Here is a 25,704-nt window from a genome sequence, read left to right on the forward strand (position 1 = left end):
AACTTCTATAGAATGAAAATGGTGCCAAAACAATAAACGAGGAGGACTATACTATGAAATATAGAAGATTGGGCGGAAGCGGACTGAAAGTCAGCGAAATCAGCCTGGGAAGCTGGCTTACATACGGAGGTTACGTCGAACGCGAAAACGCGGAGAACGCGATCAAAACCGCTTACGAGCTCGGCATCAACTTCTTCGACACCGCTAACGTATATGAGCGGGGCGCGGCGGAAGAACTGGTAGGTAAAGCCCTTAAAGCCTATCCACGCGAATCCTATGTGCTTGCAACAAAAGCATTCTGGCCAATGGGCGACGGCCCCAACGACCGCGGCTTGTCGCGCAAACACGTGATGGAACAAGCCCATGCGAGCTTGAAACGTCTCGGCCATGACTACATCGACATTTTCTACTGCCACCGTCATGACCCTGAAACGCCGCTATATGAAACGCTGCGCGCGATCGACGATTTGATCCGTCAAGGCAAAGTACTGTATGCTGGCGTGAGCGAATGGCAAGCGTCCCAAATCGCGGAAGCGGTGGGTCTTTCCGACCGTTATCTGCTGGATCGCATCGTGGTCAATCAACCGGTCTACAACATGTTCGACCGCTACATTGAGAAGGAAGTTATTCCGGTCAGCGAACGTTCCGGCATTGGCCAAGTTGTCTTCTCGCCGCTGGCGCAAGGACTGTTAACCGGCAAATACACGTCGGTGTCCGACATTCCGCAGGATAGCCGGGCCGCCAAGCTCGATTGGATGCGCAAAGGCATCACGGAAGAGAAAATCGCCAAAGTGAAGCAATTGGAAGGCGTTGCCTCCGAGCTTGGCGTATCCGTCGGCAACCTGGCGCTGGCCTGGATTCTTCGTCAGAGCAACGTCGCCAGTGCGCTCGTTGGCGCAAGCCGTCCGGAGCAAGTAACGGAGAACGCGAAGGCTTCGGATATTACGCTCGGCGAAGATGTGCTGGCACGTATTGAAGAAATTTTGAAATAATAGATCGCAGAGGTTCTTATAAAACCCGGTTTTCGCCGTTTGAGGCGGAAATCGGGTTTTCTTTCGCCCATCAAAAAACCTTCCCCGACTTATTATCGTCAAGGAAGGCTGCTATCTCCGTCAGATCAGCAGATTAAACAGGTTGAGATCCCGGTTCAGCTCCGTATAGTTGATGCCTTTGGCCTTCATGCGGCCGATGAGGGCTTCATAATCGGATTTGTCGCTGAGCTCGATTCCTATCGTAGCCGGGCCGTTTTCTTTGTTATGCTTTTTGATGTATTCAAATCGCGTAATATCGTCGTTCGGACCAACTACTTCTTCCAAAAATTCGCGCAGAGCTCCGGCCCGTTGCGGGAAGTTGATCACAAAATAATGCTTGAGACCCTCGTATATCAAAGAGCGCTCCTTCATTTCCTGCATCCGGTCGATATCGTTGTTGCCGCCGCTGATAATGCAGACGACCGTTTTGCCGCGGATTTGATCCCGGTACATGTCCAATGCGGATACCGGCAAAGCTCCCGCCGGCTCCACGACAATGGCGCTGTCGTTGTAAAGTTCCAGAATGGTCGTGCACGCTTTTCCCTCCGGAACCTGGACGATATCGTCCAGAACCCGCGAGCAGATCTCGAAATTGAGATCCCCCACCCGTTTTACCGCCGCGCCGTCGACGAATTTGTCGATCGATTCGAGCGTTACGACTTTTTTCCGCTTGAGCGCTTCGGTCATGGAGGCTGCACCCGACGGCTCGACGCCGATCACTTTGGTCTGCGGGCTTACCGTCTTAAAATAAGTGCCTACGCCCGACACCAATCCTCCCCCGCCGATGGTAACGAACACGTAATCGGCCGGAACGGTCAGGCCCTCCATGATTTCCATCCCGATGGTGCCGTTGCCGGCCACGATTTTCGGGTCGTCGAACGGATGGATGAACGTCATTCCCTCTTCCCGGCACGCTTTGATCGCTTCCTCGTAGGCATCGTCATAGGTGTCTCCCGTCAGAACGACCTCCACATGCGCACCGCCGAAGCGTTTAACCTGCTTGATCTTCTGATTGGGCGTGGTGCTTGGCATATATATTTTTCCTCGGATTCCGAGAGAATTGCACGAAAATGCTACCCCTTGCGCATGGTTTCCGGCGCTGGCGCAGACGATCCCCTTCTCCAAATCTTCCGGCAGGAGGCTGCGGATCATGTTGTACGCCCCGCGAAGCTTGAAAGAACGAACTACCTGCAAATCCTCGCGTTTCAAATAAACGCTGCATTCGTATTTGGCCGATAAAGTGGCGTCGAGCTGCAGCGGAGTCCGAACCACAACCTCTTTTAATACATGATGCGCTTTTACGATGTCTTCCATCCCTACGATCTGTCGTTCCGCCTGGTTCATCTCGCTCTCCTCGTTTCACTTCTTTTCTTTCATTCTTCTATATTTACACCCCGGAGCCTTCAGGTTCAAGTTATTTTATGGATAAAAGTTTGCAGATGCCCGTTTTATTTATACATAGCGGAACGCCCCTCATTCATCAGCCTGAAAATCAGGCGCGATCGAAGGGCGTTCTTGGTTCGGATTAATCTTTTTTGGGGATGAGACGCTCGTCCGTGTGCCCCTCGATGTCCTTCATCGGGGCGAGTTCGGTCAGCTTCCATTCCATGGTGCCGTACACCGGATCGGAAGGAAACTCCTCGCCCTTCCGCAGAAATTCCTCGCGTCCCAGCTCATCTCTAAAAACGCCGTCGACTTCCACCTTCTCCCGGGATACGGGCGGCATTTCCTTGCTTTTCTCACTCATGAGGCGTTTTCCTCCATCGGCAAAGAGTTAATGGGAATGATTCCCCAATACCCCTTAACATGCGCTGTTCAGACAAGGATTATCCTATATCTTTGAGCGGAGCATGTGGCGACATCTGCCGGTTTGCGGTTTCATCCGGCGGATGATTCATTCGTTCAAACCAATGCTTTCGCCGCGATATCGGTCCGGTTATGTTTGCCTTCAAATGCAATTCCCGCCGCCGCTTGATACGCTTTTTCCCGCGCTTCGGCTATGGTTCCGCCTAGACCTACGACGCCAAGCACGCGTCCGCCGTTGGTGACCCATTCGCCCAAATCGTTTTTGGCCGTTCCTGCATGAAAAACAACCGCGTCTTGAACATCGTCCAGCCCGTGAATCGGTACTCCTTTTGGATAAGAAGCGGGATATCCGCCCGAAGCAAGCACAACGCATACCGCCGCTTCGTCGCTCCATTCCATCTCCGCCTGATCCAAAGTGCCGTTCACCGCAGCCAGGAAAATCTCCAGCAGATCGCTCTTGAGCCGCGGGAGAACCACCTGGGTTTCCGGATCGCCGAAACGGGCGTTGAATTCAATCGTCTTCGGTTTGCCGTCCGGCGTTATCATCAGACCGGCGAACAGAACGCCGCGAAACGGGCGGCCTTCCGCCACCATCGCTTTGGCGGTCGGCTTGATGATCGTCTCGATCGCTTCCTCGATAATGCTCTCCCCGATATGCGGAAGCGGGGAATAGGTTCCCATACCGCCGGTGTTCGGCCCTTGGTCGTCGTCAAATACCTGCTTGTGATCTTGAGCCGCCGCCATCGGCCGCACCGTCTCCCCGTCGACAAAAACAAGGATCGACATCTCCTGTCCTTCCATGAACTCCTCGATGACCACTTGGCTTCCGGAATCGCCAAACACCTTGTCGACCATGATTTGCTGCAGCGCCGTTTCCGCCTCTTCACGGGTAAACGCGACCGTTACGCCTTTCCCGGCGGCCAGTCCGTCCGCCTTGATGACGATCGGTACCTCCCGGCTCCGCAAATAGGCAAGCGCCTGATCAAAGTCGGCAAACTTCTCGTATTCGGCGGTCGGAATGTTGTATTTACGCAGCAAATCCTTCATGAAGGTTTTGCTGCCTTCGATATGGGCCGCGTTTTTGCGCGGGCCAAACACCGGTATGCTCTTCGCTTCAAAAGCATCCACAATTCCGTCCGCCAGCGGATCATCCGGCCCCACGACCACGAGTCCGATTCGCTTCTCTTCGGCAAACGCGGTCAATTTGTCGAACTCGTTCACCTGAATCGGAACCAGCTTAGCGATTTGCCCGATCCCGGCGTTACCCGGAGCGCAGTAAATGTCTCCCGCCTTGGGGCTCTTCGCCAGGCTCCAACAAATCGCATGCTCCCGTCCGCCGCCGCCGATCACCAAAATATCCATACGTCTCCTCCTTTAGCCATGAAAAGATCATTATTCGTTTATCCGATGCCTCGGTCTCGGTATCCTGGAAAGTTAACCTCATTCAACCCGACTTCTAGCCTCGGAGCCTTTTCTCACCGAGCGTGCTCGTAACCATAGTTTACGAGTAACGACTCCAAGCCCTGGTTTGCAAGCGTGACTCAAACAATGTTTGCAAGTGCGGCTCCAAACGCAAGGTCTGTCATCGCGTGACGGCAGCCAACCATCCTCGTACCTCTCTTGCTTAGCTGGAATTTCTCCATCTAATTGAGTGAAATGCAGCCATCTGGCTATAATTAACCGGAAATTCTCCATCTAATTTGCCTCAAAACCGCTGTATACCGAGTATCTGCTGAAATTAACGGGAGGTTTTCCATTTAAATTACAGCACAAGCTCTATATAACCAAAATAACAGGAGAATTTCCAGGTAAAACGACTCTTCAATCAACTTTGCAACATCAGCAGAGTGACGGTTATACACTTATCCGCATAATGGGAGTTGCAGAACCTGCATCGCCCGTATGTCCTCTCATAGTGAGAGTTTCCGAATGTCCGCATCATCCGCACGTCCTACCATAGTGAGAGTCTCCGGATATCCGCATCACCCGCACGTCCTCCGCTGTTCCGCCAAACACTCAGCCAAAAAACGGCAGGCCGCCGCAGCGGTCTGCCGTCCGGACCTGATTAGTGCTTGAAGTGGCGCACGCCCGTGAATACCATGGCGATGCCGTATTGGTTAGCCACCTTGATCGATTCCTCGTCCTTGATCGAACCGCCCGGTTGAATCACCGCTGTGATTCCGGCCTTGGCCGCTTCTTCCAGCGTGTCGCCCATCGGGAAAAACGCATCGGAGGCCAGCACGCTGCCCTTCGATTTTTCTCCCGCTTGCTCGATCGCGATTTTGGCCGAACCGACGCGATTCATTTGGCCCGCACCGACACCCACCGTCATGTCGTCTTTGACCAGCACGATCGCGTTGGACTTCACATGTTTAACGACCTTCCAGCCAAACAATAGCTGTTTCAGCTCTTCATCGGTTGGCTTGCGGTCGGTCACCACCGTGAGATCGGATTCCTTCAAGGAATGAATGTCGCTTTCTTGAACAACCATCCCGCCTTCAATCGACGTGACATTAAATTGGCCTTTCCGTGTTCCGTTATGCTCCAATCCGCTCAACTTCAAGAGACGAATATTTTTCTTCTGCGTCAAAATGTCCAGCGCTTCCGGCGTAAAACCGGGAGCCAGCACAATTTCCAGGAAAATTTCTTTAAGCTGAAGCGCCGTATCCGCGTCGATCATCCGGTTGGCGGCCACAATACCGCCGAAAATCGATACGGGGTCTGCTTCATACGCTTTGCTGAAAGCTTCAAAGATGCTCGTGCCGATCCCTACACCGCACGGATTCATATGCTTCACGGCAACGACGGCCGGTTCGTCGAATTCCTTGACGATTTGCAGCGCGGCGTTCGCATCGTTGATGTTATTATAGGACAGCTCTTTGCCGTGCAGCTGCTCGGCCCCAGTCAGCGTATCCGCGGCAGCCAACGGTTTGCGGTAGAACGCCGCTTTTTGATGCGGGTTTTCGCCGTAGCGAAGGTCCTGGATTTTTTCGTAAGTTACTGTAAAGCGCTCCGGCAGCGGGTCTCCGGTGACTCCCGCCAGATAGTCGGAAATCAAGGCATCGTAAGCCGCCGTATGGCGGAAAACCTTTGCCGCAAGCCGCTTGCGCGTTTCCAGCGTGGTATCCCCATTGGCGCGAAGTTCCTCAAGCACCGTACCGTAATCGGCGGCGTCAACTACAACGCTGACAAAAGCATGGTTTTTGGCTGCCGAACGCAGCATGGTCGGACCGCCGATGTCGATATTTTCGATAGCTTCTTCATAAGTCACGTCCGGTTTCGCAATCGTCTCTTGAAAAGGATAAAGATTAACGACGACCAGATCGATATAATCCAGTCCCAGCTCTTTCATTTGCGCTTGGTGCTCGGCGCTGTCGCGAACCGCAAGCAAACCGCTGTGAACAGCGGGATGCAGCGATTTGACACGGCCGTCCAGAATTTCGGGAAACCCGGTCACTTCGGAAATACCGATAACCGGTACTCCCTCCTTCGACAAGAGATTCTTCGTCCCTCCTGTCGAAATGATTTCAACCCCTAACTGCGACAGTTCACGGCAAAAATCAACGATGCCTGTTTTATCCGACACGCTAACCAGCGCTCTTTTGATACTCACGATCGGCTCCTCCTTTATTTTGGCGAATGGGCTCCCGATATTTCTCGGGAAATATCGAAAAGCCTGATATGGCAAATCGGTTGCTCTAACTTAATGGTCTATTTCGACTTTACGTCCGTTGACGCGAATCCGGTTTCCGGCAAACCAAGACACAACCTGCGGATACAACTCCTTTTCCGCCTGGTGAATTTTCTGCTCCAATGACTCCAAATGATCATCGGCCGCAATTTCGACGGACTTTTGCGCAATGACCGAGCCGCTATCCATACCGCCGTCGACCATATGCACCGTGATTCCGGTTATTTTCACGCCATACTCCAAAGCTTGGCCGACGGCGTTTTTTCCCGGAAAAGCAGGCAGCAGCGAAGGATGGATATTGATCATCCGGCCCGCATAGGGCTCGACGAGCACCGGTGTCAGCAAGCGCATGTAACCGGCCAAAACAACCAGGTCAATCCGGAGTTCGGCCAGTTCGGCGGCGATTTCCGCCTCATAATCCTCCCGCCGCGCATATGTCTTGGGCTCAAACAGGAAACATTCGATGCCGGCTTTCCGCGCCCGTTCGACGACAGGAGCCTGCGGCTTGTCGCAGACGAGCAGCACGATTTCGGCACCGCCAAGTTTGCCCTCCACGGCCCTGTCCACCAGTGTTTGAAAGTTGCTGCCTTGTCCGGAGGCGAACACCGCCACCCGGTAAGGTGCTGCCGCCATTACGCTCCGACTCCCGTAAACGTCACTTCCCGGTTTCCTTCGGTAACTCGTCCAATGACATAGGGGCTTTCGCCGGCCGCACGCAGCGTCTCAAGCGTCAGCTCGGTCTGGTCCTCCGCAACGACGATAACAAGTCCGATCCCCATATTGAAGGTTGTAAACATATCGCGGAAGCTGACGTCTCCTTTTTGCTGCAGCAGGGAGAAAATCGGCAAAATCGGCCATGAGCCGTATTCGATTTCGACATTAACTCCATCAGGAAGCACGCGCGGGATATTTTCAATGAACCCGCCGCCCGTGATGTGAGCCATCCCTTTGACCTTGACCTTATTCAGTAAAGCGAGTACCGGCTTAACATACAGCTTGGTTGGCGTCAGAAGCACGTCACCAAGTTCGGCTCCGCCAAGTTCCGGCAATTTGTCATGAAGACCGTAGCCGGACTGCTCCAGCAAAAGCTTCCGCACGAGCGAAAACCCGTTGCTGTGCACACCGCTGGACGCGAGCCCGATCACGGTGTCGCCCGCAGTGATGCCGCTGCCGTTCACGATGTTTTTCTTGTCGACCACGCCGACGGTAAAACCGGCGATATCGTATTCCCCTTCGCCGTACATCCCCGGCATCTCCGCGGTTTCCCCGCCGATCAGCGCGCAGCCCGACTGGCTGCAGCCCTCGGCGATTCCGGCGACGATCGCCTCGATTTTGGCCGGAATCACCTTGTCGCAAGCGAGGTAATCGAGGAAAAAGAGCGGCTCCGCGCCTTGAACGACCACGTCGTTGACGCACATCGCCACCGCGTCGATGCCAATCGTGTCATGCTTATCCATGGCAAACGCGATTTTCAGCTTCGTACCGACGCCATCCGTTCCCGATACCAGCACCGGCTCCTCGTATTTATCCTTATTGAGGCCGAACAACGCGCCAAAGCCGCCCAGATCGGTCATCACTTCAGGACGGAACGTCCGTTTGACGTGCTTCTTCATCCGTTCTACCGCTTCATTCCCCGCCGCGATATCCACGCCGGCGTTTTTGTATGCTTCTGACACGCTGGGACACACTCCTTCAGGTTATTTGAAGTCGAAAAAGTTCAATCTTTGTCTCCTTCTTTATTTCAACTCATGCATTTAATCACGTTAACGATATGATGCTCTCCGAACCGCTTCTTAACAAGTGCAGCCGAACTTCTCTTCACCGTCAAAATCGGTTTGCGTCGGATAATCGTTGTCGAAGCAAGCCATGCACAGGCCGCCTTTGTAATCGCCCGCGTTATCCCCGCCAACGGCCTGGATTAAGCCTTCCGGGCTGAGAAATTCCAACGAGTCGGCATTGATCTCCCGGCAAATTACGTCTACGGATTTGTAAGAGGCGATCAATTCACCGCGGTCCGGCGTATCGATGCCATAGAAGCAGGGGTTTTTAAAAGGCGGAGACGTGATCCGCACATGAACCTCGGTCGCTCCCGCTTCGCGCAACAGATTAACGATCCGCCGCGAGGTAGTTCCGCGGACGATCGAATCGTCGATCATCACGACGCGTTTGCCTTCAACCACCCGGCGGACGGCACTGAGCTTCATCTTCACGCCCTGCTCGCGCAGCTCCTGGCTCGGCTGAATGAAAGTCCGGCCGGTGTATTTATTTTTTATCAGACCAAGCTCATAAGGAATGCCGGTTTGCTCCGCATAGCCGATAGCGGCGGAAATGCTGGAATCGGGAACTCCGGTGACGACATCGGCATCCACGAACGATTCCTGCGCCATCACCTGCCCCATCCGTTTGCGGGAGGCGTGCAGGTTCGAGCCGTTCAAATCGCTGTCCGGGCGGGCGAAGTAAATGTACTCCATCGCGCACAGCGCTTTGCGCTGCGGCTCCGTGAAGCGCTCTTCGCGAACTCCGCTTTTGTCCAGCACGATCATCTCGCCCGGTTGAATGTCGCGAATCGTCGTGGCGCCAACTACCTCAAACGCGCAGGTCTCGGACGAGAACAAATAGGCACCACCCAACTGACCCATGGTGAGCGGACGAAGGCCGTTCGGATCGCTGGCGGCGATCAGCTTGTCGTTCGTCAGCAGCAGGAACGCAAAGCCGCCCACGAGCTGCCGCAGCGCATCCTTGGCCGCTTCGACGAAATCCTTCGGCGAGCGGGCGATCAAATGCGCGATGACCTCGGTATCGCTGGTCGTTTGAAAAATCGAGCCGGCTTGTTCCAGCTCACGGCGGATCTTGGGCGCGTTCACGATGTTGCCGTTCGTCGCCACTGCCAAATCCCCGTCGCGGTATTTGAAAATGAGCGGCTGCGCGTTCGTCAATCGGCTGTCACCGCTGGTGGAGTAACGGACGTGCCCAATCGAGCGGTCGCCCTTCAGCGAGTCCAATTTGTCCCGGTCGAACACTTCCTTGACCAGCCCCATGCCACGGTGATAGTGGAAGCCCTCGCTCCCCGTCACGCAGATCCCTGCGCTCTCTTCTCCCCGGTGCTGCAGCGCGTGCAGCCCATAGTAAGATAGCGAGGCAGCCTCAGGGTGGCCAAACACGCCAAACACGCCGCATTCTTCCCTGAGCGTGTCGAACGGATCGACGCGGCCCGCATCCTCGTTATAAAAATCCCCTGTCCATAGCCCTTGCGGTATCATTGCATCAGACATGGAATGACTTCCTCCCACACACGCTTCAATTCGTCTACCGGGCGTTCAAGTGCAGCCGCTCCGCCGATGGAAACGGCCAGGTTCCGGCCCTCCACGCGTCCGATCCGCTCTACCGGCACGCCGCGCGAAGCGATCAATTGCACCAGCTCTTCGGCATGCTCCGGCTTAGCCGACAGCAAAATGCGCGATTGCGATTCGCTGAACAACGCGAAGTCCGGACGTAGTTCGGTCGCCAAATCAACCCGAGCCCCCAGGCCGCCGCTGATGCAAGACTCCGCCAGCGCCACGGCCAGACCGCCTTCGGACAAATCATGGGCAGAGGATACAAGCCCTTTTTGAATCGATTCAAGCACGGCGTTCAGCAGCTTTTTCTCCACCGCAAGATCAAGCTGCGGAGGGCGGCCTTCCGTTACGCCATGCACGACGGCTTGGAATTCGCTGCCTCCCAGTTCGGCGCGCGTGTCGCCGAGCAGCAGGATCACTTCTCCTTCGGCCTTGAAGCCTTGGGTCGTAATGTGATCCGTGTCATGCACCAGACCAACCATGCCAACCACCGGCGTCGGGTATATCGCACCCTTGGAGTTTTCGTTGTATAAGCTGACGTTCCCGCCGATGACCGGCGTGTCCAGCACGCGGCAGGCTTCGGCCATACCGTCGACCGCCCGCTCCATTTGCCAGAAAATATCCGGCTTTTCCGGGCTGCCGAAATTCAGGTTATCCGTAATGGCAAGCGGCTCCGCGCCGGAGCAGACGATGTTTCGCGCCGCTTCGCTAACGGCAATGCGTCCGCCAACTTCCGGGTCGAGATAGACGAACCGGCCATTACAGTCTGTGGTCATCGCCAGCGCTTTGCGCGTGCCGCGCACCAGTACGACAGCCGCGTCCGAACCCGGACGAACCGCCGTGCTGGTGCGCACCATGTAATCGTATTGGTTGTAAACCCAGGCCTTGCTCGCAACGGAAGGCGAGGACAACACCTTGTCCAAAGCTCCGCCAAGATCGGTAACTTCCCCATAACGTTCCGTATTGACAGACGCGTTTTGCTCGTAATAAGCAGGCACCGCGGAAGGCTTTTCGTAAATCGGGCATTCGTCCACCAGCGCTTTGACCGGCATGTCGCCCACAAGCTCGCCGTGATGGAACAGCTTGAGTTGTCCGTCGTCGGTTACCTTGCCAACCTTGGCGCAAATGACGCCCCAGCGCTCGAAAATTTCCCGGGCCTGAGCTTCGTCTTTCGGCTCCACCACAAACAGCATCCGTTCCTGCGATTCCGACAGCATCATTTCATAAGCGCTCATGCCTTGTTCCCGCTGAGGCACTTGATCCAGGTACAGCTCAAGGCCGTTCCCGGCTTTGCTGGCCATTTCGGAGCTCGAACAAGTCAGCCCCGCCGCGCCCATATCCTGAATACCGAGCACGATGCCCGTGTCGATCAATTCCAGACAGGCTTCCATGACGAGCTTTTCCATAAACGGATCGCCTACCTGCACCGCCGTCCGCTTTGCTTCCGACTCGGCCGTCAATTCTTCCGAAGCGAAGGTCGCGCCATGAATGCCGTCGCGGCCCGTTGGAGGACCTACGTAAAATACCGGGTTGCCCACGCCTTTGGCGACGCCGCGCTGGATTTTATCGTGATCGATCAAGCCGACGCACATTGCATTGACCAGCGGATTGCCTTCATAGCTCTCGTCGAACACCACTTCCCCGCCAACAGTCGGAATCCCGATGCAGTTGCCGTAACCGGCGATCCCCGATACAACATGCTCGAACAAGTACTTAACCCGCTCGCTTTCCAGCCGCCCGAAACGCAAGGAATTCAGCGAGGCAATTGGTCTGGCTCCCATGGAAAAAATATCGCGGATGATCCCGCCGACGCCCGTCGCCGCTCCCTGATAAGGCTCCAGCGCAGAAGGGTGGTTATGGCTTTCGATTTTAAACACGACCGCCTGATTGTCGCCGATATCCACGATCCCGGCGCCTTCCCCCGGTCCCATCAAAACACGGGGGCCGCTGGTCGGAAACCGGCGCAAAAGCGGCTTCGAATTTTTATATGCACAGTGTTCGGACCACATTACGCTGAACACGCCGATTTCGGTATAATTCGGTTTTCGGCCAAGAAACCCGCAAATCAGTTCGTATTCGCTGTCCGAAACGCCCATCTGTTTGTATATTTGCTGCTCCGCGATCTGCTCCGCGTTCGGTTCTTTAGCGGACACTTGCTGACTCATGACGATCCCTCCAGGCGTTTAATATCGATGTGAACATTTTTTTGCCGTCCTCCGAGCCGAGCAAGCTGCTTACTGCACGCTCCGGATGGGGCATCATGCCAACCACGTTGCCGCGTTCATTGGAAATGCCGGCGATATCGTCCACCGAACCATTCGGATTGTTAACGTAGCGGAAAATGATCTGACGGTTTTCACGCAACCGCTCGAGCGTGGCTTCGTCGCAATAATAATTTCCTTCGCCGTGAGCGATCGGAATCGTAATTTCTTCGCCGGGCAAATATTGCGAAGTAAAAGGATTTTCGTTATTTTCCACCCGAAGGGCCGTATCGTGGCAGCGGAACTTCAGCGACATGTTGCGGCGCAGCGTCCCCGGCAGCAGACCGGCTTCGGTCAGAATCTGGAACCCGTTGCAGATACCAAGGACGTACTTGCCTTGTTCCGCGGCTTTGGCCACTTCCGCCATTACGGGAGCAAACCGGGAGATCGCTCCACAGCGAAGGTAATCGCCATAAGAGAATCCGCCGGGAACCAGGATGCAATCGTAGGCGGAAAGATCGGTGGCCGTGTGCCACACGAAATCGACGGATTCGCCGACCGTATCTTCCACCGCTTTATAACAGTCGATATCACAGTTGGAACCGGGAAATACGAGCACTGCGAATTTCATCGATCAGCCCTCCAATTCAAAGCGGTAATCTTCGACAACCGTGTTGGCCAAAAGCTTCTCGCACATCGCTTTCACGCGCGCTTCCGCCTCAAACCGGTCGTTCGTGTCGAGCTGCAGCTCCATGTATTTGCCGATCCGGACACTATCCACTTCCCTAAAGCCCAAAGAATGCAGTGCGCCCTGTACGGCAACCCCCTGCGGGTCAAGTACGCTTTGCTTGATGGTGACATAAACGCTCGCTTTAATCATGTTCCTCGTGTTCCTCCTATGATTTGGACTTGTGCGGCACGGCCGCGTTGCTGTTTCTTTCTGGTTGCTTGCTGGTTGCTTGCTACTTGTTGCATTTTGCTTGCTTTGTCTTTTTTATCTTGTTATTTTTGTCGCTACGTTTATTTTCCCTCTTGCCTATCTGATTGTTTCACGACTTCTCTCCGTTCTCGCTGTGTGACTCATTGCCGTTCCTATGATCTCTCTGTTTGTTTCTCTGCGGATTCTTTCATGTGTTTCTCTGTTTGTTCTCTGTTTGTTCTCTGTTTGTCTCCCGTTTAACACTCCGTCTTACTCTCCATCCGTCTTTCCAACTTACTTCTGCGTACTTGCTTCATTTTGACTCTTTGACCGGCCCTTCCGCCAAACTTCCACACTGTAACGAATCGTAATGACGTTATTCGCTCACTTTCGGACGATTTTCACTTTTAACGGACTCTACAGACGTTATTTGACTGCAATTGAGGCCATTTGTATGGATTTGCCCGAAATAAGGTTTCCTGGATCCGTTAGATTTCAAAAACCCAAGTTTTGCCGCAAATAACGCTACTGGAGTCCGTTAGCCGCGAAATGGGTGCGTTAGTCTCGTGGGGTGTCCCTCAAGCCGTAGGTGGAACGCACCTCGCCTGGTGTGAACCACCTTTGCCGAATTACGGGTTCGTTGCCGCACTTGTTGCGGAGCCGCATAGCCGAATGGCAGGTTCGTTGCCAACTTCGATACGAGATGCGTGTCAGTTGGCGAATGGTGCTAAACACCAAATTACCGTGGCAGCCGCGACAACGTCTTCCTAGCTTAGCTCCTGACCGGTCAGGCGCCGGTAAATCTCGCGGTAGCGCCGGGTCGTCTCCTCGACGACGTGCGAAGGAAGCGGCTCCGGCTGACTGTTTTTATCCCAATCGGAGCTGGACAAATAGCTGCGGACCGGCTCCTTGTCCATGCTGTCGATCTCGATATCGAGCGCATAGTTTTCCTTGGCCCAAAAACGCGATGCATCCGGGGTGAAAATCTCGTCGATCAGAATCAGCTTGCCGTCTACCAGCCCGAATTCCAGCTTGCAGTCAGCCAGGATAATACCGCGTTCCTCGCAATAATTGCGGGCAAAAGCGTACATCTCCAGGCTGCGGCTGCGCAGTTGCTCGGCAAGTTCAAGGCCGACCAGATCCGCCATGGCCTCGAACGAAATGTCTTCGTCATGTCCTACGTCGTTTTTCGCGGCCGGCGTAAAAATCGGCTCCGGCAGCTTGGCGTTCTTCCGCAATCCCTCCGGCAGCCGGATGCCGTTGATCTCACCGTTTTGCTGATACTGCCGCCAGCCGCCACCGGTGACGTACCCTCGGACGACGCACTCGATATCGATGCGCTCGGCTTTACGGGTCACCATCACGCGGTTTTTGAGCAGTTCCCGATGCTCCTCGCGAATAATGTCCCCCAAACGCTCCACATCGGTGTGAACCACATGATTGTCCAGTAAACCTTTCGTCTGTTCGAACCAAAAAGCGCTCAGCCGGTTCAGCACGTTTCCTTTGTCCGGCACCGCCGGCTCCAGCACGTAATCGAAAGCGGAAATCCGATCGGTCACGACGATCAGGTAATGCTCGCCCAAATCGTACAGTTCCCGAACCTTTCCTTTGTACAGCAGCGGGGCGTTCACCGCGTCTGCCGCCGTAGAAATTGCCGGTAAAGACATTTCGCTGTCCTCCAATCTCCTCAATGAACTGTATCTTTCTAAATGAAGCTAAAACAATAACGGTAAAAAATATCGCTATTCCCAGTCTTTCAGCCGTAATCCGAAAAATAAGGTCAAAAAATGGCGTTATTCCGCTCAACAATAAGGTTAACCAAGTAAACCCACGCCTTTTTCGCAAAATAACGTCCAATAACACCCCTATTTCCCGTAAAAAGCTAAATCTCACTGAATAGCGGTATTTTTTACCGCTATATCGCGCTCAGTCCGTCAGCCCATACCACAGGCCGGCTAAACCAACTAAACCAACTAATCCGCCCAAAAACGGCAGGCCGCGCATCCGCGGCCCAACCGCCCCGTCCGGCTAGTTACTCGCTCAGCCCCAGCTTGCGGAAAATCGTGTCGACATGCTTCAGATGCCATGCCGGGTTAAACGCATCTTCGATCTCTTCCTGACTCAGCACCGCCGTGATTTCCGGCGTTTCCTCGATGATGTCGCGGAACTGGCGCTGCGTTTCCCAAGCCTGCATCGCCCGCGGCTGCACCGTATCGTACGCTTGCTCGCGGCTGAAGCCTTTGTCGATCAGTTTCGTCAACACGCGGCCGGAGAACGGTACGCCAAACGTGCGGCCCATGTTCCGCTTCATGTTTTCCGGGAACACCGTCAGGTTCTTCACGATGTTGCCGAAGCGATTCAGCATGTAGTTCAGCAGCATCGTGGCGTCCGGCAGGATGATCCGCTCGACGGATGAATGCGAAATATCGCGCTCATGCCACAGCGTCACGTTCTCGTAAGCCGACAGCATGTGGCCGCGGATCACGCGCGACAGGCCGGAGATATTCTCGCAGCCGATCGGGTTGCGCTTATGCGGCATCGCGGACGAGCCTTTTTGCCCTTTGGCGAAGGCCTCTTCCACCTCGCGGAACTCGCTCTTTTGCAAGGCCCGGATTTCCGTGGCGAACTTGTCGAGCGAAGTGGCGATCAGCGCCAGCGTCGCCATGTACTGGGCATGCCGGTCGCGCTGCAGCGTCTGGGTCGAGATCGGCGCCGCCGATGTGCCCAGCTTGTCGCAGACGAACTGCTCGACAAACGGATCGATGTTCGCGTAAGTGCCAACCGCACCGGAGATTTTGCCGTATTGAACCTCGCCCGCCGCATGACGGAAACGCTCCAGGTTCCGTTTCATCTCTTCATGCCAAAGCGCCATTTTCAGGCCAAAGGTCGTCGGTTCGGCATGCACGCCGTGCGTGCGCCCCATCATCGGCGTATCCTTGTAGACGATCGCTTTGTCTTTTAGAATCGCGATAAAATGGATGATGTCCCGCTCCAAAATTTCATTGGCTTGCTTCAGCAAATATCCCAGCGCGGTGTCGACGACATCCGTCGAGGTCAAACCGTAATGCACCCATTTGCGCTCGGCGCCAAGGCTTTCGGAGACGGCCCGGGTGAACGCGATCACATCGTGGCGGGTCTCTTGTTCGATTTCGTAAATCCGATCGATATCAAACGACGCGTTTTGGCGCAGCTGCGTCACATCTTCCTTCGGAATTACGCCAAGCTCGGCCCAGGCTTCGCAGGCGCATAGTTCTACCTCAAGCCAGGCCTTGAACTTGTTGTCCTCCGTCCAAATGGCCCGCATTTCCGGTCTGCTGTAACGTTCGATCATAACTGCCCATTCCTCCAAATGTTGGTTTGCTGTATCCAGTCGAGTCCGTCCCGCACGTCCCCGCAAAGCAGGTTGATGTGGCCCATTTTGCGCTTGAGAGCGGACCCGTTCTTTCCATATAAGTGTACTTTCGGGACAACCTTTATACCAGCGGCATCCCTGTTTGCGTCTTCTTCCGGCAACCCCGTGCCCTCCCGGTCAATCCAGGAGTTGCCCATTACGGCTTCGACCACGGATTCCAGATGCTCGCCCAAAACATTAACCATAACCACGGGCGTCAAAAGCTTCGTCTCCCCAAGCGGCAAATTGCAGACCGCCCGGACATGCTGCTCGAATTGCGAGGTCGTGCAGGCCTCCATCGTGTAGTGTCCCGAATTATGCGGCCGCGGCGCCAGTTCGTTCACGTAAATCTCGCCGTCGCCGGTCAGGAACATCTCCACGGCCAGCAGCCCGACTGCTTCCATGGATTCGGCGATTTGCGCCGCCAGGCGCTCCGCCTTACGCTGCACGCGCTCTTCCACTCGGGCGGGCACGATTGAGATATGCAGGATGTTGTCTACATGAATATTCTCCGCCGCCGGGAAAGTCTTAATCTCCCCGCGTGGGCTCCGCGCCGCAATGACGGACAATTCCTTCACGAACGGAACGAATTGCTCCAGCACCAGTTCCGTTCCCGCCTTGCTCAGCTCGGTGTAGGCCTCGGCGATTTCCGCTTCGCTGCGGATCACCCACTGTCCTTTGCCGTCATAGCCGCCGGTTGCCGTCTTCAGCACGCTGGGAAGGCCCAGCCGCGCCACGGCTGCCCGCAGCTCCGTTTCGCTGCCGACTTCGGCGTACGGGGCCACCTTGGCTCCCGCCGCTTCCACCGCCCGCTTCTCGCGCAGCCGATGCTGCGTCGTGTAGAGCAGCCGGCTGCCCTGCGGCACGTAGCTCAGCTCTTCGAGCAGCGCGGCTACACCGGCGTCGACGTTTTCGAATTCATACGTGATTACGTCCGAACGTTCAGCGAGCTCGCGTGCCGCCGCCCGATCGTCGTAACGGGCCACGATCTGGCCGGCCACCTGGCCGCAAGGCGAATCCGGCGTCGGATCCAAAGTCACGAAGCGGTAGCCCAGATTGGTGCCGGCGAGCGCCATCATCCGCCCGAGCTGCCCGCCGCCCAGCAGCCCGATCGTGGAACCCGGACCAAGCACCGGCCAGCCGTTCGCATCGTTCGTCCGCGTCTCCCGCGTCTTGCCGCCGCCACTCATTCCAGCGCCCCCAGGCCTGCGCCGCTTTCCAGCACTTCGCCCTTCATCCGGTCGCGCCGTTCCTGCACGCGCCGCTGCACGTCAGGGTCGAACACGCCCAGCATCTGCCCCGCGAGCAGCCCGGCATTCGTTGCGCCGGCCTTGCCAATCGCCACTGTCGCCACGGGGATGCCGCCCGGCATCTGCACGATCGACAGCAGCGAGTCGAGCCCGTTCAGCGCGGCCGATTTAACCGGTACGCCGATCACCGGCAGCACCGTTTTGGCCGCGACCATGCCCGGCAGGTGAGCCGCGCCTCCGGCTCCGGCGATGATGACCTTGATCCCGCGTCCGGCGGCTTGCTCCGCGAACTCAAACATCAAATCCGGCGTGCGGTGCGCGGAGACGACTTTTTTCTCGTAAGGAATCCGCAATTCTTCCAAAACGGAGCAGGCGTGAGACATCGTCTCCCAATCCGATTTGCTGCCCATGATCACTGCAACCTGTGCTGACATGTTCAACCCACTTTCTGTAAACGCTGATTTTTCGGTCGCTTCGGCCCCATGCAAAAAAGGTCCGGAGCGCACTCTAAAAATAACAAGTATTTTCAGAATTTCCGGACCACAAAGGAATACGCCAAGTCTGCCGCCCCCCATCAACGACCGTTTTCGGCATCGGCGGCGCCAAGCCCGAACCCATGCCGGTTCAGGCCGCAACAAAAGAAGGTCAACCGGCAATTACGCCTTACCTTCCTCACGTATTCGCTCGTAGTCCGAAAATTTACGGTTTTCGGGTAGAAACTTCCGGGCCTTATTCCCGGCTTTATACGAGGATATTATATTGGGCGGCCATGCCGCCTTACATCTACTAGTTTAACAATCCCGAACACGCCATGTCAACTCAAATCCGAACATTAAAACTATGTAAAAATAGAATGTTCGTTTTTTGACGAACTCACATGATTGTTTCCGGGATATAAAACGGCATCGCTGCTCCATCTGCTCCACCAACATCAAAACGGTATCCGTAAAAACTTTTCTCGCTGCACATTTGTCCGTTTTTCACCGGCCAGGACTGCCCATTTTTCTGTCGCAAAACCACCGTTCGAAGGAACTTTCGCTTTATGCTCGAGCAAATTCAAAAAACCCGACCGATGATCTCGGTCAGGCTGCCGCTTTTCGGCTATGAAGTTTTCGCCCTACATCCGGTGAGACAAGTCCTCTCTCGGTTCGCCGGACAGATGCCCCTCTCCGTTCCTTACCTTCGCGCCCCCCGCCGGAGCGAGGTAACGTACGGCATTGCGCAGTACCTGGCGAATGTCCTTCTGATAATAAATCGGGAACTCCTCGTGCCCGGGCGTGAAACCGAACAGCTTGCCACGGCCGCGTTCATACAGACAGCCACTGCGGCACACGTCCCCGCCTTCCCACCAGGCGATGAACAGCAGCTTATTGGGGTCGGGAATCAGCATCGGCTCGCCGTACATCTCATCATGCGGAATCTCGATGAAATCGCCGATCCCCTCGCAGATGGGGTGACCGGAAGCGATAACCCAATGCCGCGACTTCTCGCCTTTAGGCATCGTGCGGAATCTGCCCCATTCTCCGGCTTCGTATTCAATGCCCAGAAGCCGCTGCCAGGGCTTGGAGAAGCTGGCCGAGTGCAGGGCGATAAACCCCATTCCGTCTCGCACGACCCGTCTGCACACCGCATCGGCAACCGTGTCGTCCAGTTCGGGATTGTCCAAATGGCTCCACCAGAGGAGCACGTCCGTGTGATTCAGCACTTCCTCCGTTAGTCCGTGCTGGGCCATATCCTGGATCGCAATCGTAACGCTAAATTCGGGATCATTCGCAAATGCTCCGGCAAGCGCCGCATGAATTCCCTCGGGATACACCTTGCTTACCGGCTCATAGCGGTCCTGATTATGCTCGCAAAACACCGTTACTCGAATCTTCGGAAAATCCGCCATATCTCAAAAAGCCTCCTTTTAGAGGTTGTTCAAAGTCAACTTTTGATCACGAGGAAACTCGGCATACGCTTCGGTGCTCTAAAGCTGACTTTTTGAACTCGCGCTTTTAATAGGATCTCCAGTCGAACAAAACGCAGCTTGCCTCGCTTTGCAGGACATTATCGCCGATTCCGCGGTACACCTCGCCACAATCCGCAGGATCCCTGACTAGCGCGATGCCGTCCGTGTGAAGCTTGCCTTCCGCAATCCATTGCAGCGATTTTTCCAGGCTGTGATAATTGCTGTCCGGCAGAAACGGGCCCGATTTGCGCGGAAGGTTCCATTCCCACCCGGAATGGACGTGAAGAAAGCCGTAAAAGATTTTCAGCAGCAGGCCGTGTCCGTCCATGGAGGTTGATTTCCGCCAAGGAACGCCGACCAGGAACAGCTCGCCGCCCTGGCGCAAACTGTCGGCGCAAGCATAAATGCCCTTCTCGTCCCCGCTGCAATCAAAAGCCGCCCCGAATTTCCTGAGCATTCCGGAAACGTCGGCCATTTCGGCAACCGGGTGCAGTATACCGCATCTCTTCGCGTAATCCCGGCGTTTTTGCACCGGATCCACCGCATAAACGTCATAGCCGAAACTTTGCAGCACCTGGCTGCACATGAGCCCGATGAGGCCAAGCCCGGTAACAAGCACCGGTTCGGTAGGCCTCACCGTCATCTGGATAATGGAGCTCATGGACACCGCCGGGAATCGGCAGAACACCGCGCGCTCGGGTGCGAGTCCGGAGGGAACCGGAAAGATTTCCTCCTCCGAAACCCGGCTGTACAGCGCATGCGGCGTACCCGCGTAGAAAAGGTCGCCTTTTTTGATCCGCGTCACCGCGGAGCCGGTCTCCACGGCTTCCAGAACAGCGGCATATCCCGTCTCCTGAGGATACGCCATGTTGTCGTTGTAATCCATGTACCCGCCCCGCTCGGAGCCGGTGGAAATCAGCGACATGACCGTTTTGCCGAGAATTTCACGCTCGCCTAGGTTCTTCTCATCCAGCGGTTCTTCCACAAAGCGGGCGTCCTGCTTGCGCGCAAACAGCACACGGCGATTGAGTAAAGCTGCCGTCATGATTCCGGACCCTCCACTTCCTGAATGAACTCGATTTCCTCCCCGTCAAACCCGATCACGTAAGCAAAATACATATATACGGGGTTGGGCCTCGCTTCCAGAATATCCGCGAACGTCGGCGCAAGCTTCGGTTTCCCGCCCGCGGCAATCGCCCGGTTGTAGCTGGCGCGGATATCATCCGTCCGCAGCGCGACATGCAGCCAGCGGCCGCTTGCCGGAACATCCTCCGCTCCGCCTTCGAACACCTCGATGCATGAGCCGTCGCCCATATCCATCATGTAAACCTGCTTATCCCTGCCCCAGATATGTTTGACCTTAAAACCGAGGCCTTCCTGATAAAACTTGATCGTCTCTTCAAAATGATAGGAGGTCATGCCGACATGATGCAGGCTTGGTTCCTTCGGAATTGGATTCATCATGTTATCCTTTCACCGCCCCGGCGACGGAATTGATATAGTTCTTCTGGAAGAAGATGAAGACGAGAATGATCGGAATGATCGAAATAATTGTAGCGGCCGCGATATAACCGAACTGGAAGTTAAAGGTCCCGCCCAAATAGTTCAAAGCCGCGGCGATCGGATATTTTTCCGGGTTCAACACGATGATCGGCCACAGGAAGTTGTTCCATTTGTTGATGAAGTCGAAGATTACAACCGTGGACACGGCGGGAAGGATTTGCGGCACCATCACTTTGTACCAGATTTTGAATTCCGAAGCGCCGTCGATCCGCGAGGCCTCCATAACCTCATTCGATACCGAAAAATAGGCCTGCCGGAACAGGATAATGCTGAACACCGCCACGGAGCCCGGCAAAATAACGGCCCAATAGCTGCCCATCAGTTGCAGCCCGCCGATGGTTATATAGTTGACAATCAGCCCGGCGGCCGCAGGCAAAATCTGCGTGGCGAGCAAAGCGCCGGTGATGATCTTTTTTCCGTAAAAGTCGAATTTGGCCAGCGGATACGCACATAACGAGGCCAGCACGACGTCCAGAACAATCCCGAGCGCAGTCATGACCAGCGTGTTCCAGATGTATATCGGCAAGTCGAGGAACTGCACGACACCAACGTAATTGTCGAAGGTCGGGTGTTTCGGAAACAGCGACATTTCATAAATATTTTCGTTGCCTTTGAACGAGGTACTGAGCATCCAAAGGAAAGGTCCGGCGCACAGCACCGCCACCAAAATCAGGATCAGATACAAAACAACCTTTCCGGCAATTTTTCGCCCAGAGGTGCTTTTGACGGTAACCGCACCCGTTTGCAAGCTACTCCCCATAGCTCATCCCTCCCTTTTTCCCGTAGAAGAAAATAGCCAGGCTGAACACCGTGGTAACCACGCTCATGACGAGGCCCGCGGCGGCGGAGTAGCCAAACTCAAAGGTTCCGAACGCTTTGTTGTACGTATACAGGTTCATGACCATCGTGGCCTTGTCCGGCCCTCCTTTGGTCATGGCGAAAACGATGTCGAAGACGCCCAGGGCCGACAGCACGCTGAACAGGCTGCAGAACCAGATGTAAGGCTTCAGCATCGGCAGCGTGATCCGGAAGAACACAGTCACTTTCCCCGCCCCGTCGATCAGTGCGGCTTCCTGCATTTCCTCGGGCACGGACTGCAGTCCGGCGAGGTACAGCATCATATAATAGCCTAGGCCCTGCCAGATCGTGACGAACATCAGCGAGACCAGCGCATACTTGGTATCCGCCAGGAAGTAAATCGGCTGCTTGATCCAGCCGTGCTGCAGCAGCAGACTGTTGATGATTCCGTCCGGATTAAAAATAAAACTCCACATGATGGAAATCGCGATCATGGAAGTAACGACCGGAATATAGAAGAGCACGCGAAAAAAGGTAACCCCGCGCAGTTTCGTGTTGACGACAACCGCGAGTAAGATAGACAGGATCTGGAGCACGGGCACACAGGCGACGAAAATCGCCGAATTCTTCATGGCCGTCCAGAATTCAGGGTCGGCGAAAGCCCGCTTGAAGTTATCCAAACCGACGAAGCTGGTGTCTCCGATGGCGGAATAGTCGGTAAATGCCAAAGGGATGCTGTAGATTATCGGATAGAACACAAACAGTACCAAGACGATCAGTGCCGGAGCCATAAAAGCATAGGCCATCAAGCTGGTTCTCATTTTTTTGCTGAGTTTCTTCGGTGTACCGCTTATGCCGCCAGGGCCAACTTCCTCTAAAGTTGCACCTACACCTGTCATGTCATTCATCTCCTTAATAATCCGGCGGAAGGGTCCCCCCTCCCGCCGGGCAGGTATGCCGTGTCCTTGCTATTTCAGCAGTTCGTTGACTTTGGCTTCGGTTTCGTCAAGCACCTTTTGCGGATCTTTGTTCGCCTGCATAATCGACTCGAACATGCCGTTGACCGTGCTGACCACGTCGCTTTCCTTCTCGACCCCAAGGCCAAGGTCAAAGCTTACCGCAGTGGCTTTAGCCGCTTCGGCGCGAGCGCGTCCTTCCAGAGATTCCGTATCCGAAGTGAAGAACGAATCCTTCGCAGCTTCATTCGTGGTTGGCATGATCGCCGCGAGCTTGTCAAAAGCCAATTGGTTTTTGTCGTTGGACAGGAAGTTCGCGAACAAAATAGATTCTTCATGGTGCTTGGATGCTTTCGGAATCACCAAGCTTTGCAGCGCGCCTTGCGCAATACCGGCAGTACCCAGCAGAGGAGGAGCGACGGCGGTTTTGTTCACGGAGCCCGGCGCTTCGTTTTTGATCCGGGTAACCGTTTGGGCGCCCAAGCTGATCAAGGCCAATTTGTCCTGCGCATACAGCTTGATCATGTTATCCCAGTTGTTCCAGTCCGTTCTAGGCATCCAGCCTTCCTTAACTCCGTTCTGCAGTTCGGTGAGCAGTTGCAAGGCTTCAGGAGTATTAAAGGCCGCTGCGGTTTTATCTTCGCTCAGGATTTGGATGCCGTTGCTGTACAGCACTTGACACATTTCATTAGGGAAGTACATATAAGCGCCCGTTTTTTCCTTCATGACTTTAGCCATTTTGAACATTTCCGGGTAATCGACCGGCGGATGATCCAGTCCCGCTTTTTGGAACAGCTCCGTATTATAGGTCGAAATCGGAGGGGTGACGTACCATGGGAAGCCGTACAATCCATCGCCGAACTCATTGGACTTATTCAGGCTTTCTTGGTAGATGGACAGCTGCTCAGGAGTTGCTTCCTTGCGCAAATCCACCAGCGCGTCCTTCCCGGCCATGCCGAGCAGCAGCGTCGTCCAGACATTGACCACATCCGGGGCCTTGCTGCCGGCGATTTGGGCTACCAGTTTTTGCTGCATGGCGTCGTAAGGCAAATCCGTCCATTTGACCGTAATGTAAGGGTATTGGGTTTCAAAATCCTTAATGACACCGTTTACATAATCAGTAAAAGTTGGCTGCAAAGATAACGTCCAGAATTCAATCGTAACCGGATCCTTCTTCTCGGTTTCGCCGGAGTTCGCAGGCTGTCCGTTCCCGCTCGCATTGCCGTTTCCGGCCGATTGGGAATTGGAGTTGTTGCCGCCGCAAGCCGCCAGGGTAAAACAAAGAGCAAAAACCATCATGATTGCCATTGCTTTCTTTACCATTGAAAATCCCCCCCATAATTTTTAAACACAGGATATTCCCGGTGTTTACAACGTTAAGGCATTCGGAGCAGATGCTGCTCGAGATGCTTCAAATCCTGCCGGGCCACGTCGAATTTGCCGCCCTTCGTTTCCGCCTCGTTCTCGACGGCGAGCCAGTGGCAGCCGCCGGCACGGCATTCCTCAAGAATTCGGGGCCAGTCGTTCAAGTCGCCGGTTTCCGAGATCCCCGTCTCCACGCCATTCGCAGCGCTTAACGGCTTGCAGTGGACGACGTCAAGCCTTCCCGTAGCTTCTCTGAGAGCTCGAACGGGATCGCCCCCGCCTTCGATGCAGTTCCCCGTATCAAGCTCCAAAAAAATGGAGGATCGGGTATATCTCACGAGAATTTCCCAAGGCGTAATTCCATCCAGATCGTCCTCGAATTCATGCGCGTGGGTATGGTAGCCAAGCCGCATCCCTTCCGCCTCCAGCAGTTCGGCGATCCGGTTCATGTCCTCCGCGTGGCGCAGCCATGTAGCCACATTATTCTCCTCCGGCGTGTGGGCAATGTTCCAGGGCCCGCCAAGGCAGGGAATAACGATGTTCCGGTTGCCCAGTTCCTTGTGGTAACGGATCGTGTCTTGAATCGTTTCCGGCTGGAGCAGCTTCCATTCCACGTGCCAGCCGCAAATGTCCAATTCGTAACGCTTCGCAAGCTCCCTCACCTCTGCGGCAGGCCACCGGGCTTCGCCATACATCTCCACGCCGGTGTACCCCATCCGATGCAGCGTGCCGAACGTGCTTTCCAGATCCTTTTGCAATTCCTCATATACGGTGTACATCGCGAGCGCGATTTTCATGGCCGGCTCCCTGCCCCGGTTTCGGTCAGCCAACTCAGCGTATTGGCAGCCAGCTTCAGCATTTCCGGATCGTTCTGCATCTCGAGCGTGTGGCCTTGACTGATTCCGGCGACGCGGCCCTTACCGTAATCGTGGCACCAGACGCTTGCCGAGGTCAGATGCTCGGAGGTTGCGCAGGCCAGCAGGTTGGTGCGGGCAACGTCCACCTGACAGAAATAATGCTCGTCGTTTTGGCAAAACGCGTTCACGCCTTCAGTAATCGGGTGCCGGACATTGCCGAGCGGAGTAACGGTGACGTCGCTTTGTTCCGGATGATGGACGAATCGGCCCGAGTTCAGTTCTTTATAGAACGGGCTCTCCTCGTCGATGAGCACCAGCCCCGCATGGTAGAAAAGAATGCCCATGCCGGCGCGCACTTGATCCGCGATTCGGGACTGCTCCGCGAAGGTTAAATCCGTCTCGCCTTCCGGCCGGCCGTTGGTGAAGAATACCGTCAGGTCCGGCCTGGCCGATTCCAGCAAATCGCGGGCGCGTTCCGTTTTCCGCACATTCCATTCCGAAACGGGGAACAGCTTCTCAACAGCGGTAGCCAAAACTTCTTTAGGATGATAAAAATCGTTCCAGATAATCAGCGCTTCTTTTTTCATCAA

23 protein-coding genes and 1 riboswitch are annotated in these 25,704 nt (G+C 55.1%); of the genes, 1 reads left to right on the plus strand and 22 read right to left on the minus strand.

Annotation, left to right across the window (positions count from 1 at the left end):
• The first annotated feature begins 53 nt into the window (after window positions 1-53).
• The gene (locus ACI48K_RS21545; protein WP_475029697.1) at window positions 54-992 is read left to right on the plus strand and encodes an aldo/keto reductase family protein; all 939 of its coding nucleotides are present in this window, start codon (window positions 54-56) and stop codon (window positions 990-992) included.
• 120 nt (window positions 993-1,112) lie between these two features.
• Here the strand turns inward: ACI48K_RS21545 and ilvA are convergent, their stop codons facing one another.
• The 22 genes from ilvA to ACI48K_RS21655 all read right to left on the minus strand — a co-directional run bounded on the left by ilvA (window position 1,113) and on the right by ACI48K_RS21655 (window position 25,701).
• Window positions 1,113-2,375 (minus strand): threonine ammonia-lyase IlvA, encoded by a 1,263-nt coding sequence (gene ilvA / locus ACI48K_RS21550; RefSeq protein ID WP_475029698.1) that lies wholly within the window; start codon window positions 2,373-2,375, stop codon window positions 1,113-1,115.
• 181 nt (window positions 2,376-2,556) lie between these two features.
• Window positions 2,557-2,778 (minus strand): hypothetical protein, encoded by a 222-nt coding sequence (locus ACI48K_RS21555; protein ID WP_475029699.1) that lies wholly within the window; start codon window positions 2,776-2,778, stop codon window positions 2,557-2,559.
• Between the two features lie 155 nt (window positions 2,779-2,933).
• Entirely contained in the window at window positions 2,934-4,199 is a 1,266-nt protein-coding gene (gene purD, locus ACI48K_RS21560; RefSeq protein ID WP_475029700.1) for a phosphoribosylamine--glycine ligase, read from the minus strand.
• Between the two features lie 703 nt (window positions 4,200-4,902).
• Window positions 4,903-6,450, minus strand: a complete 1,548-nt coding sequence (purH, locus tag ACI48K_RS21565; protein ID WP_475029701.1) for a bifunctional phosphoribosylaminoimidazolecarboxamide formyltransferase/IMP cyclohydrolase — start codon at window positions 6,448-6,450, stop codon at window positions 4,903-4,905.
• A gap of 90 nt (window positions 6,451-6,540) precedes the next feature.
• On the minus strand, window positions 6,541-7,161 hold the full coding sequence (purN, locus tag ACI48K_RS21570) for a phosphoribosylglycinamide formyltransferase (protein ID WP_475029702.1): 621 nt from the start codon (window positions 7,159-7,161) through the stop codon (window positions 6,541-6,543).
• Complete coding sequence (gene purM / locus ACI48K_RS21575; RefSeq protein WP_475029703.1) at window positions 7,161-8,204, minus strand: phosphoribosylformylglycinamidine cyclo-ligase; 1,044 nt, start codon at window positions 8,202-8,204, stop codon at window positions 7,161-7,163. Before purM ends, purN begins: the two co-directional genes overlap by 1 nt.
• 117 nt (window positions 8,205-8,321) lie before the next feature.
• Window positions 8,322-9,800, minus strand: a complete 1,479-nt coding sequence (purF, locus tag ACI48K_RS21580; protein WP_475029704.1) for an amidophosphoribosyltransferase — start codon at window positions 9,798-9,800, stop codon at window positions 8,322-8,324.
• Entirely contained in the window at window positions 9,785-12,028 is a 2,244-nt protein-coding gene (purL, locus tag ACI48K_RS21585; protein ID WP_475029705.1) for a phosphoribosylformylglycinamidine synthase subunit PurL, read from the minus strand. The genes purF and purL overlap by 16 nt, the downstream gene beginning before the upstream one ends.
• Window positions 12,006-12,695 carry a phosphoribosylformylglycinamidine synthase subunit PurQ gene (gene purQ, locus ACI48K_RS21590; protein ID WP_475029706.1) on the minus strand — a complete coding sequence of 230 codons (690 nt, stop codon included), beginning with the start codon at window positions 12,693-12,695 and terminating at the stop codon, window positions 12,006-12,008. The genes purL and purQ overlap by 23 nt, the downstream gene beginning before the upstream one ends.
• Before the next feature lie 3 nt (window positions 12,696-12,698).
• Window positions 12,699-12,944 (minus strand): phosphoribosylformylglycinamidine synthase subunit PurS, encoded by a 246-nt coding sequence (purS, locus tag ACI48K_RS21595; protein ID WP_475029707.1) that lies wholly within the window; start codon window positions 12,942-12,944, stop codon window positions 12,699-12,701.
• 806 nt (window positions 12,945-13,750) lie between these two features.
• A complete protein-coding gene (locus tag ACI48K_RS21600; protein ID WP_475029708.1) occupies window positions 13,751-14,650 on the minus strand; it encodes a phosphoribosylaminoimidazolesuccinocarboxamide synthase in 900 nt (299 codons plus the stop codon).
• A 365-nt stretch (window positions 14,651-15,015) separates the two neighbouring features.
• Entirely contained in the window at window positions 15,016-16,314 is a 1,299-nt protein-coding gene (gene purB / locus ACI48K_RS21605; protein WP_475029709.1) for an adenylosuccinate lyase, read from the minus strand.
• Complete coding sequence (gene purK, locus ACI48K_RS21610; protein ID WP_475029710.1) at window positions 16,311-17,564, minus strand: 5-(carboxyamino)imidazole ribonucleotide synthase; 1,254 nt, start codon at window positions 17,562-17,564, stop codon at window positions 16,311-16,313. The genes purB and purK overlap by 4 nt, the downstream gene beginning before the upstream one ends.
• Window positions 17,561-18,058: a 5-(carboxyamino)imidazole ribonucleotide mutase gene (purE, locus tag ACI48K_RS21615; RefSeq protein WP_475029711.1), complete on the minus strand. Its 498-nt coding sequence runs from the start codon at window positions 18,056-18,058 to the stop codon at window positions 17,561-17,563. The genes purK and purE overlap by 4 nt, the downstream gene beginning before the upstream one ends.
• A gap of 233 nt (window positions 18,059-18,291) precedes the next feature.
• A riboswitch (purine riboswitch) is annotated at window positions 18,292-18,393 on the minus strand.
• A gap of 348 nt (window positions 18,394-18,741) precedes the next feature.
• On the minus strand, window positions 18,742-19,515 hold the full coding sequence (locus tag ACI48K_RS21620) for a ThuA domain-containing protein (RefSeq protein ID WP_475029712.1): 774 nt from the start codon (window positions 19,513-19,515) through the stop codon (window positions 18,742-18,744).
• Window positions 19,516-19,621: 106 nt separating this feature from the next.
• Window positions 19,622-20,620, minus strand: coding sequence for a zinc-dependent alcohol dehydrogenase (locus tag ACI48K_RS21625; protein WP_475029713.1), 999 nt, complete (start codon window positions 20,618-20,620; stop codon window positions 19,622-19,624).
• Window positions 20,617-21,039 carry a VOC family protein gene (locus ACI48K_RS21630; RefSeq protein WP_475029714.1) on the minus strand — a complete coding sequence of 141 codons (423 nt, stop codon included), beginning with the start codon at window positions 21,037-21,039 and terminating at the stop codon, window positions 20,617-20,619. The genes ACI48K_RS21625 and ACI48K_RS21630 overlap by 4 nt, the downstream gene beginning before the upstream one ends.
• A 1-nt stretch (window position 21,040) precedes the next feature.
• Complete coding sequence (locus ACI48K_RS21635; protein WP_475029715.1) at window positions 21,041-21,898, minus strand: carbohydrate ABC transporter permease; 858 nt, start codon at window positions 21,896-21,898, stop codon at window positions 21,041-21,043.
• Complete coding sequence (locus ACI48K_RS21640) at window positions 21,888-22,835, minus strand: carbohydrate ABC transporter permease (RefSeq protein ID WP_475029716.1); 948 nt, start codon at window positions 22,833-22,835, stop codon at window positions 21,888-21,890. The genes ACI48K_RS21635 and ACI48K_RS21640 overlap by 11 nt, the downstream gene beginning before the upstream one ends.
• A 69-nt stretch (window positions 22,836-22,904) precedes the next feature.
• Window positions 22,905-24,215, minus strand: coding sequence for an ABC transporter substrate-binding protein (locus ACI48K_RS21645; protein ID WP_475029717.1), 1,311 nt, complete (start codon window positions 24,213-24,215; stop codon window positions 22,905-22,907).
• 53 nt (window positions 24,216-24,268) lie between these two features.
• Entirely contained in the window at window positions 24,269-25,054 is a 786-nt protein-coding gene (locus ACI48K_RS21650) for a sugar phosphate isomerase/epimerase family protein (RefSeq protein WP_475029718.1), read from the minus strand.
• The gene (locus ACI48K_RS21655; RefSeq protein ID WP_475029719.1) at window positions 25,051-25,701 is read right to left on the minus strand and encodes a ThuA domain-containing protein; all 651 of its coding nucleotides are present in this window, start codon (window positions 25,699-25,701) and stop codon (window positions 25,051-25,053) included. The genes ACI48K_RS21650 and ACI48K_RS21655 overlap by 4 nt, the downstream gene beginning before the upstream one ends.
• Between the last annotated feature and the right edge of the window lie 3 nt (window positions 25,702-25,704).

This window comes from Paenibacillus terrisolis (assembly GCF_056171975.1).

Bases quoted from the DNA above. Each gene is read 5' to 3' on its own strand.
- ACI48K_RS21545 (WP_475029697.1), top strand. From the start codon at position 54: ATGAAATATAGAAGATTGGGCGGAAGCGGACTGAAAGTCAGCGAAATC.
- ilvA (WP_475029698.1), bottom strand. From the start codon at position 2,375: ATGAACCAGGCGGAACGACAGATCGTAGGGATGGAAGACATCGTAAAA.
- ACI48K_RS21555 (WP_475029699.1), bottom strand. From the start codon at position 2,778: ATGAGTGAGAAAAGCAAGGAAATGCCGCCCGTATCCCGGGAGAAGGTG.
- purD (WP_475029700.1), bottom strand. From the start codon at position 4,199: ATGGATATTTTGGTGATCGGCGGCGGCGGACGGGAGCATGCGATTTGT.
- purN (WP_475029702.1), bottom strand. From the start codon at position 7,161: ATGGCGGCAGCACCTTACCGGGTGGCGGTGTTCGCCTCCGGACAAGGC.
- purF (WP_475029704.1), bottom strand. From the start codon at position 9,800: ATGTCTGATGCAATGATACCGCAAGGGCTATGGACAGGGGATTTTTAT.
- purL (WP_475029705.1), bottom strand. From the start codon at position 12,028: ATGAGTCAGCAAGTGTCCGCTAAAGAACCGAACGCGGAGCAGATCGCG.
- purQ (WP_475029706.1), bottom strand. From the start codon at position 12,695: ATGAAATTCGCAGTGCTCGTATTTCCCGGTTCCAACTGTGATATCGAC.
- purS (WP_475029707.1), bottom strand. From the start codon at position 12,944: ATGATTAAAGCGAGCGTTTATGTCACCATCAAGCAAAGCGTACTTGAC.
- ACI48K_RS21600 (WP_475029708.1), bottom strand. From the start codon at position 14,650: ATGTCTTTACCGGCAATTTCTACGGCGGCAGACGCGGTGAACGCCCCG.
- purB (WP_475029709.1), bottom strand. From the start codon at position 16,314: ATGATCGAACGTTACAGCAGACCGGAAATGCGGGCCATTTGGACGGAG.
- purK (WP_475029710.1), bottom strand. From the start codon at position 17,564: ATGAGTGGCGGCGGCAAGACGCGGGAGACGCGGACGAACGATGCGAAC.
- purE (WP_475029711.1), bottom strand. From the start codon at position 18,058: ATGTCAGCACAGGTTGCAGTGATCATGGGCAGCAAATCGGATTGGGAG.
- ACI48K_RS21620 (WP_475029712.1), bottom strand. From the start codon at position 19,515: ATGGCGGATTTTCCGAAGATTCGAGTAACGGTGTTTTGCGAGCATAAT.
- ACI48K_RS21625 (WP_475029713.1), bottom strand. From the start codon at position 20,620: ATGACGGCAGCTTTACTCAATCGCCGTGTGCTGTTTGCGCGCAAGCAG.
- ACI48K_RS21630 (WP_475029714.1), bottom strand. From the start codon at position 21,039: ATGATGAATCCAATTCCGAAGGAACCAAGCCTGCATCATGTCGGCATG.
- ACI48K_RS21635 (WP_475029715.1), bottom strand. From the start codon at position 21,898: ATGGGGAGTAGCTTGCAAACGGGTGCGGTTACCGTCAAAAGCACCTCT.
- ACI48K_RS21640 (WP_475029716.1), bottom strand. From the start codon at position 22,835: ATGACAGGTGTAGGTGCAACTTTAGAGGAAGTTGGCCCTGGCGGCATA.
- ACI48K_RS21645 (WP_475029717.1), bottom strand. From the start codon at position 24,215: ATGGTAAAGAAAGCAATGGCAATCATGATGGTTTTTGCTCTTTGTTTT.
- ACI48K_RS21650 (WP_475029718.1), bottom strand. From the start codon at position 25,054: ATGAAAATCGCGCTCGCGATGTACACCGTATATGAGGAATTGCAAAAG.
- ACI48K_RS21655 (WP_475029719.1), bottom strand. From the start codon at position 25,701: ATGAAAAAAGAAGCGCTGATTATCTGGAACGATTTTTATCATCCTAAA.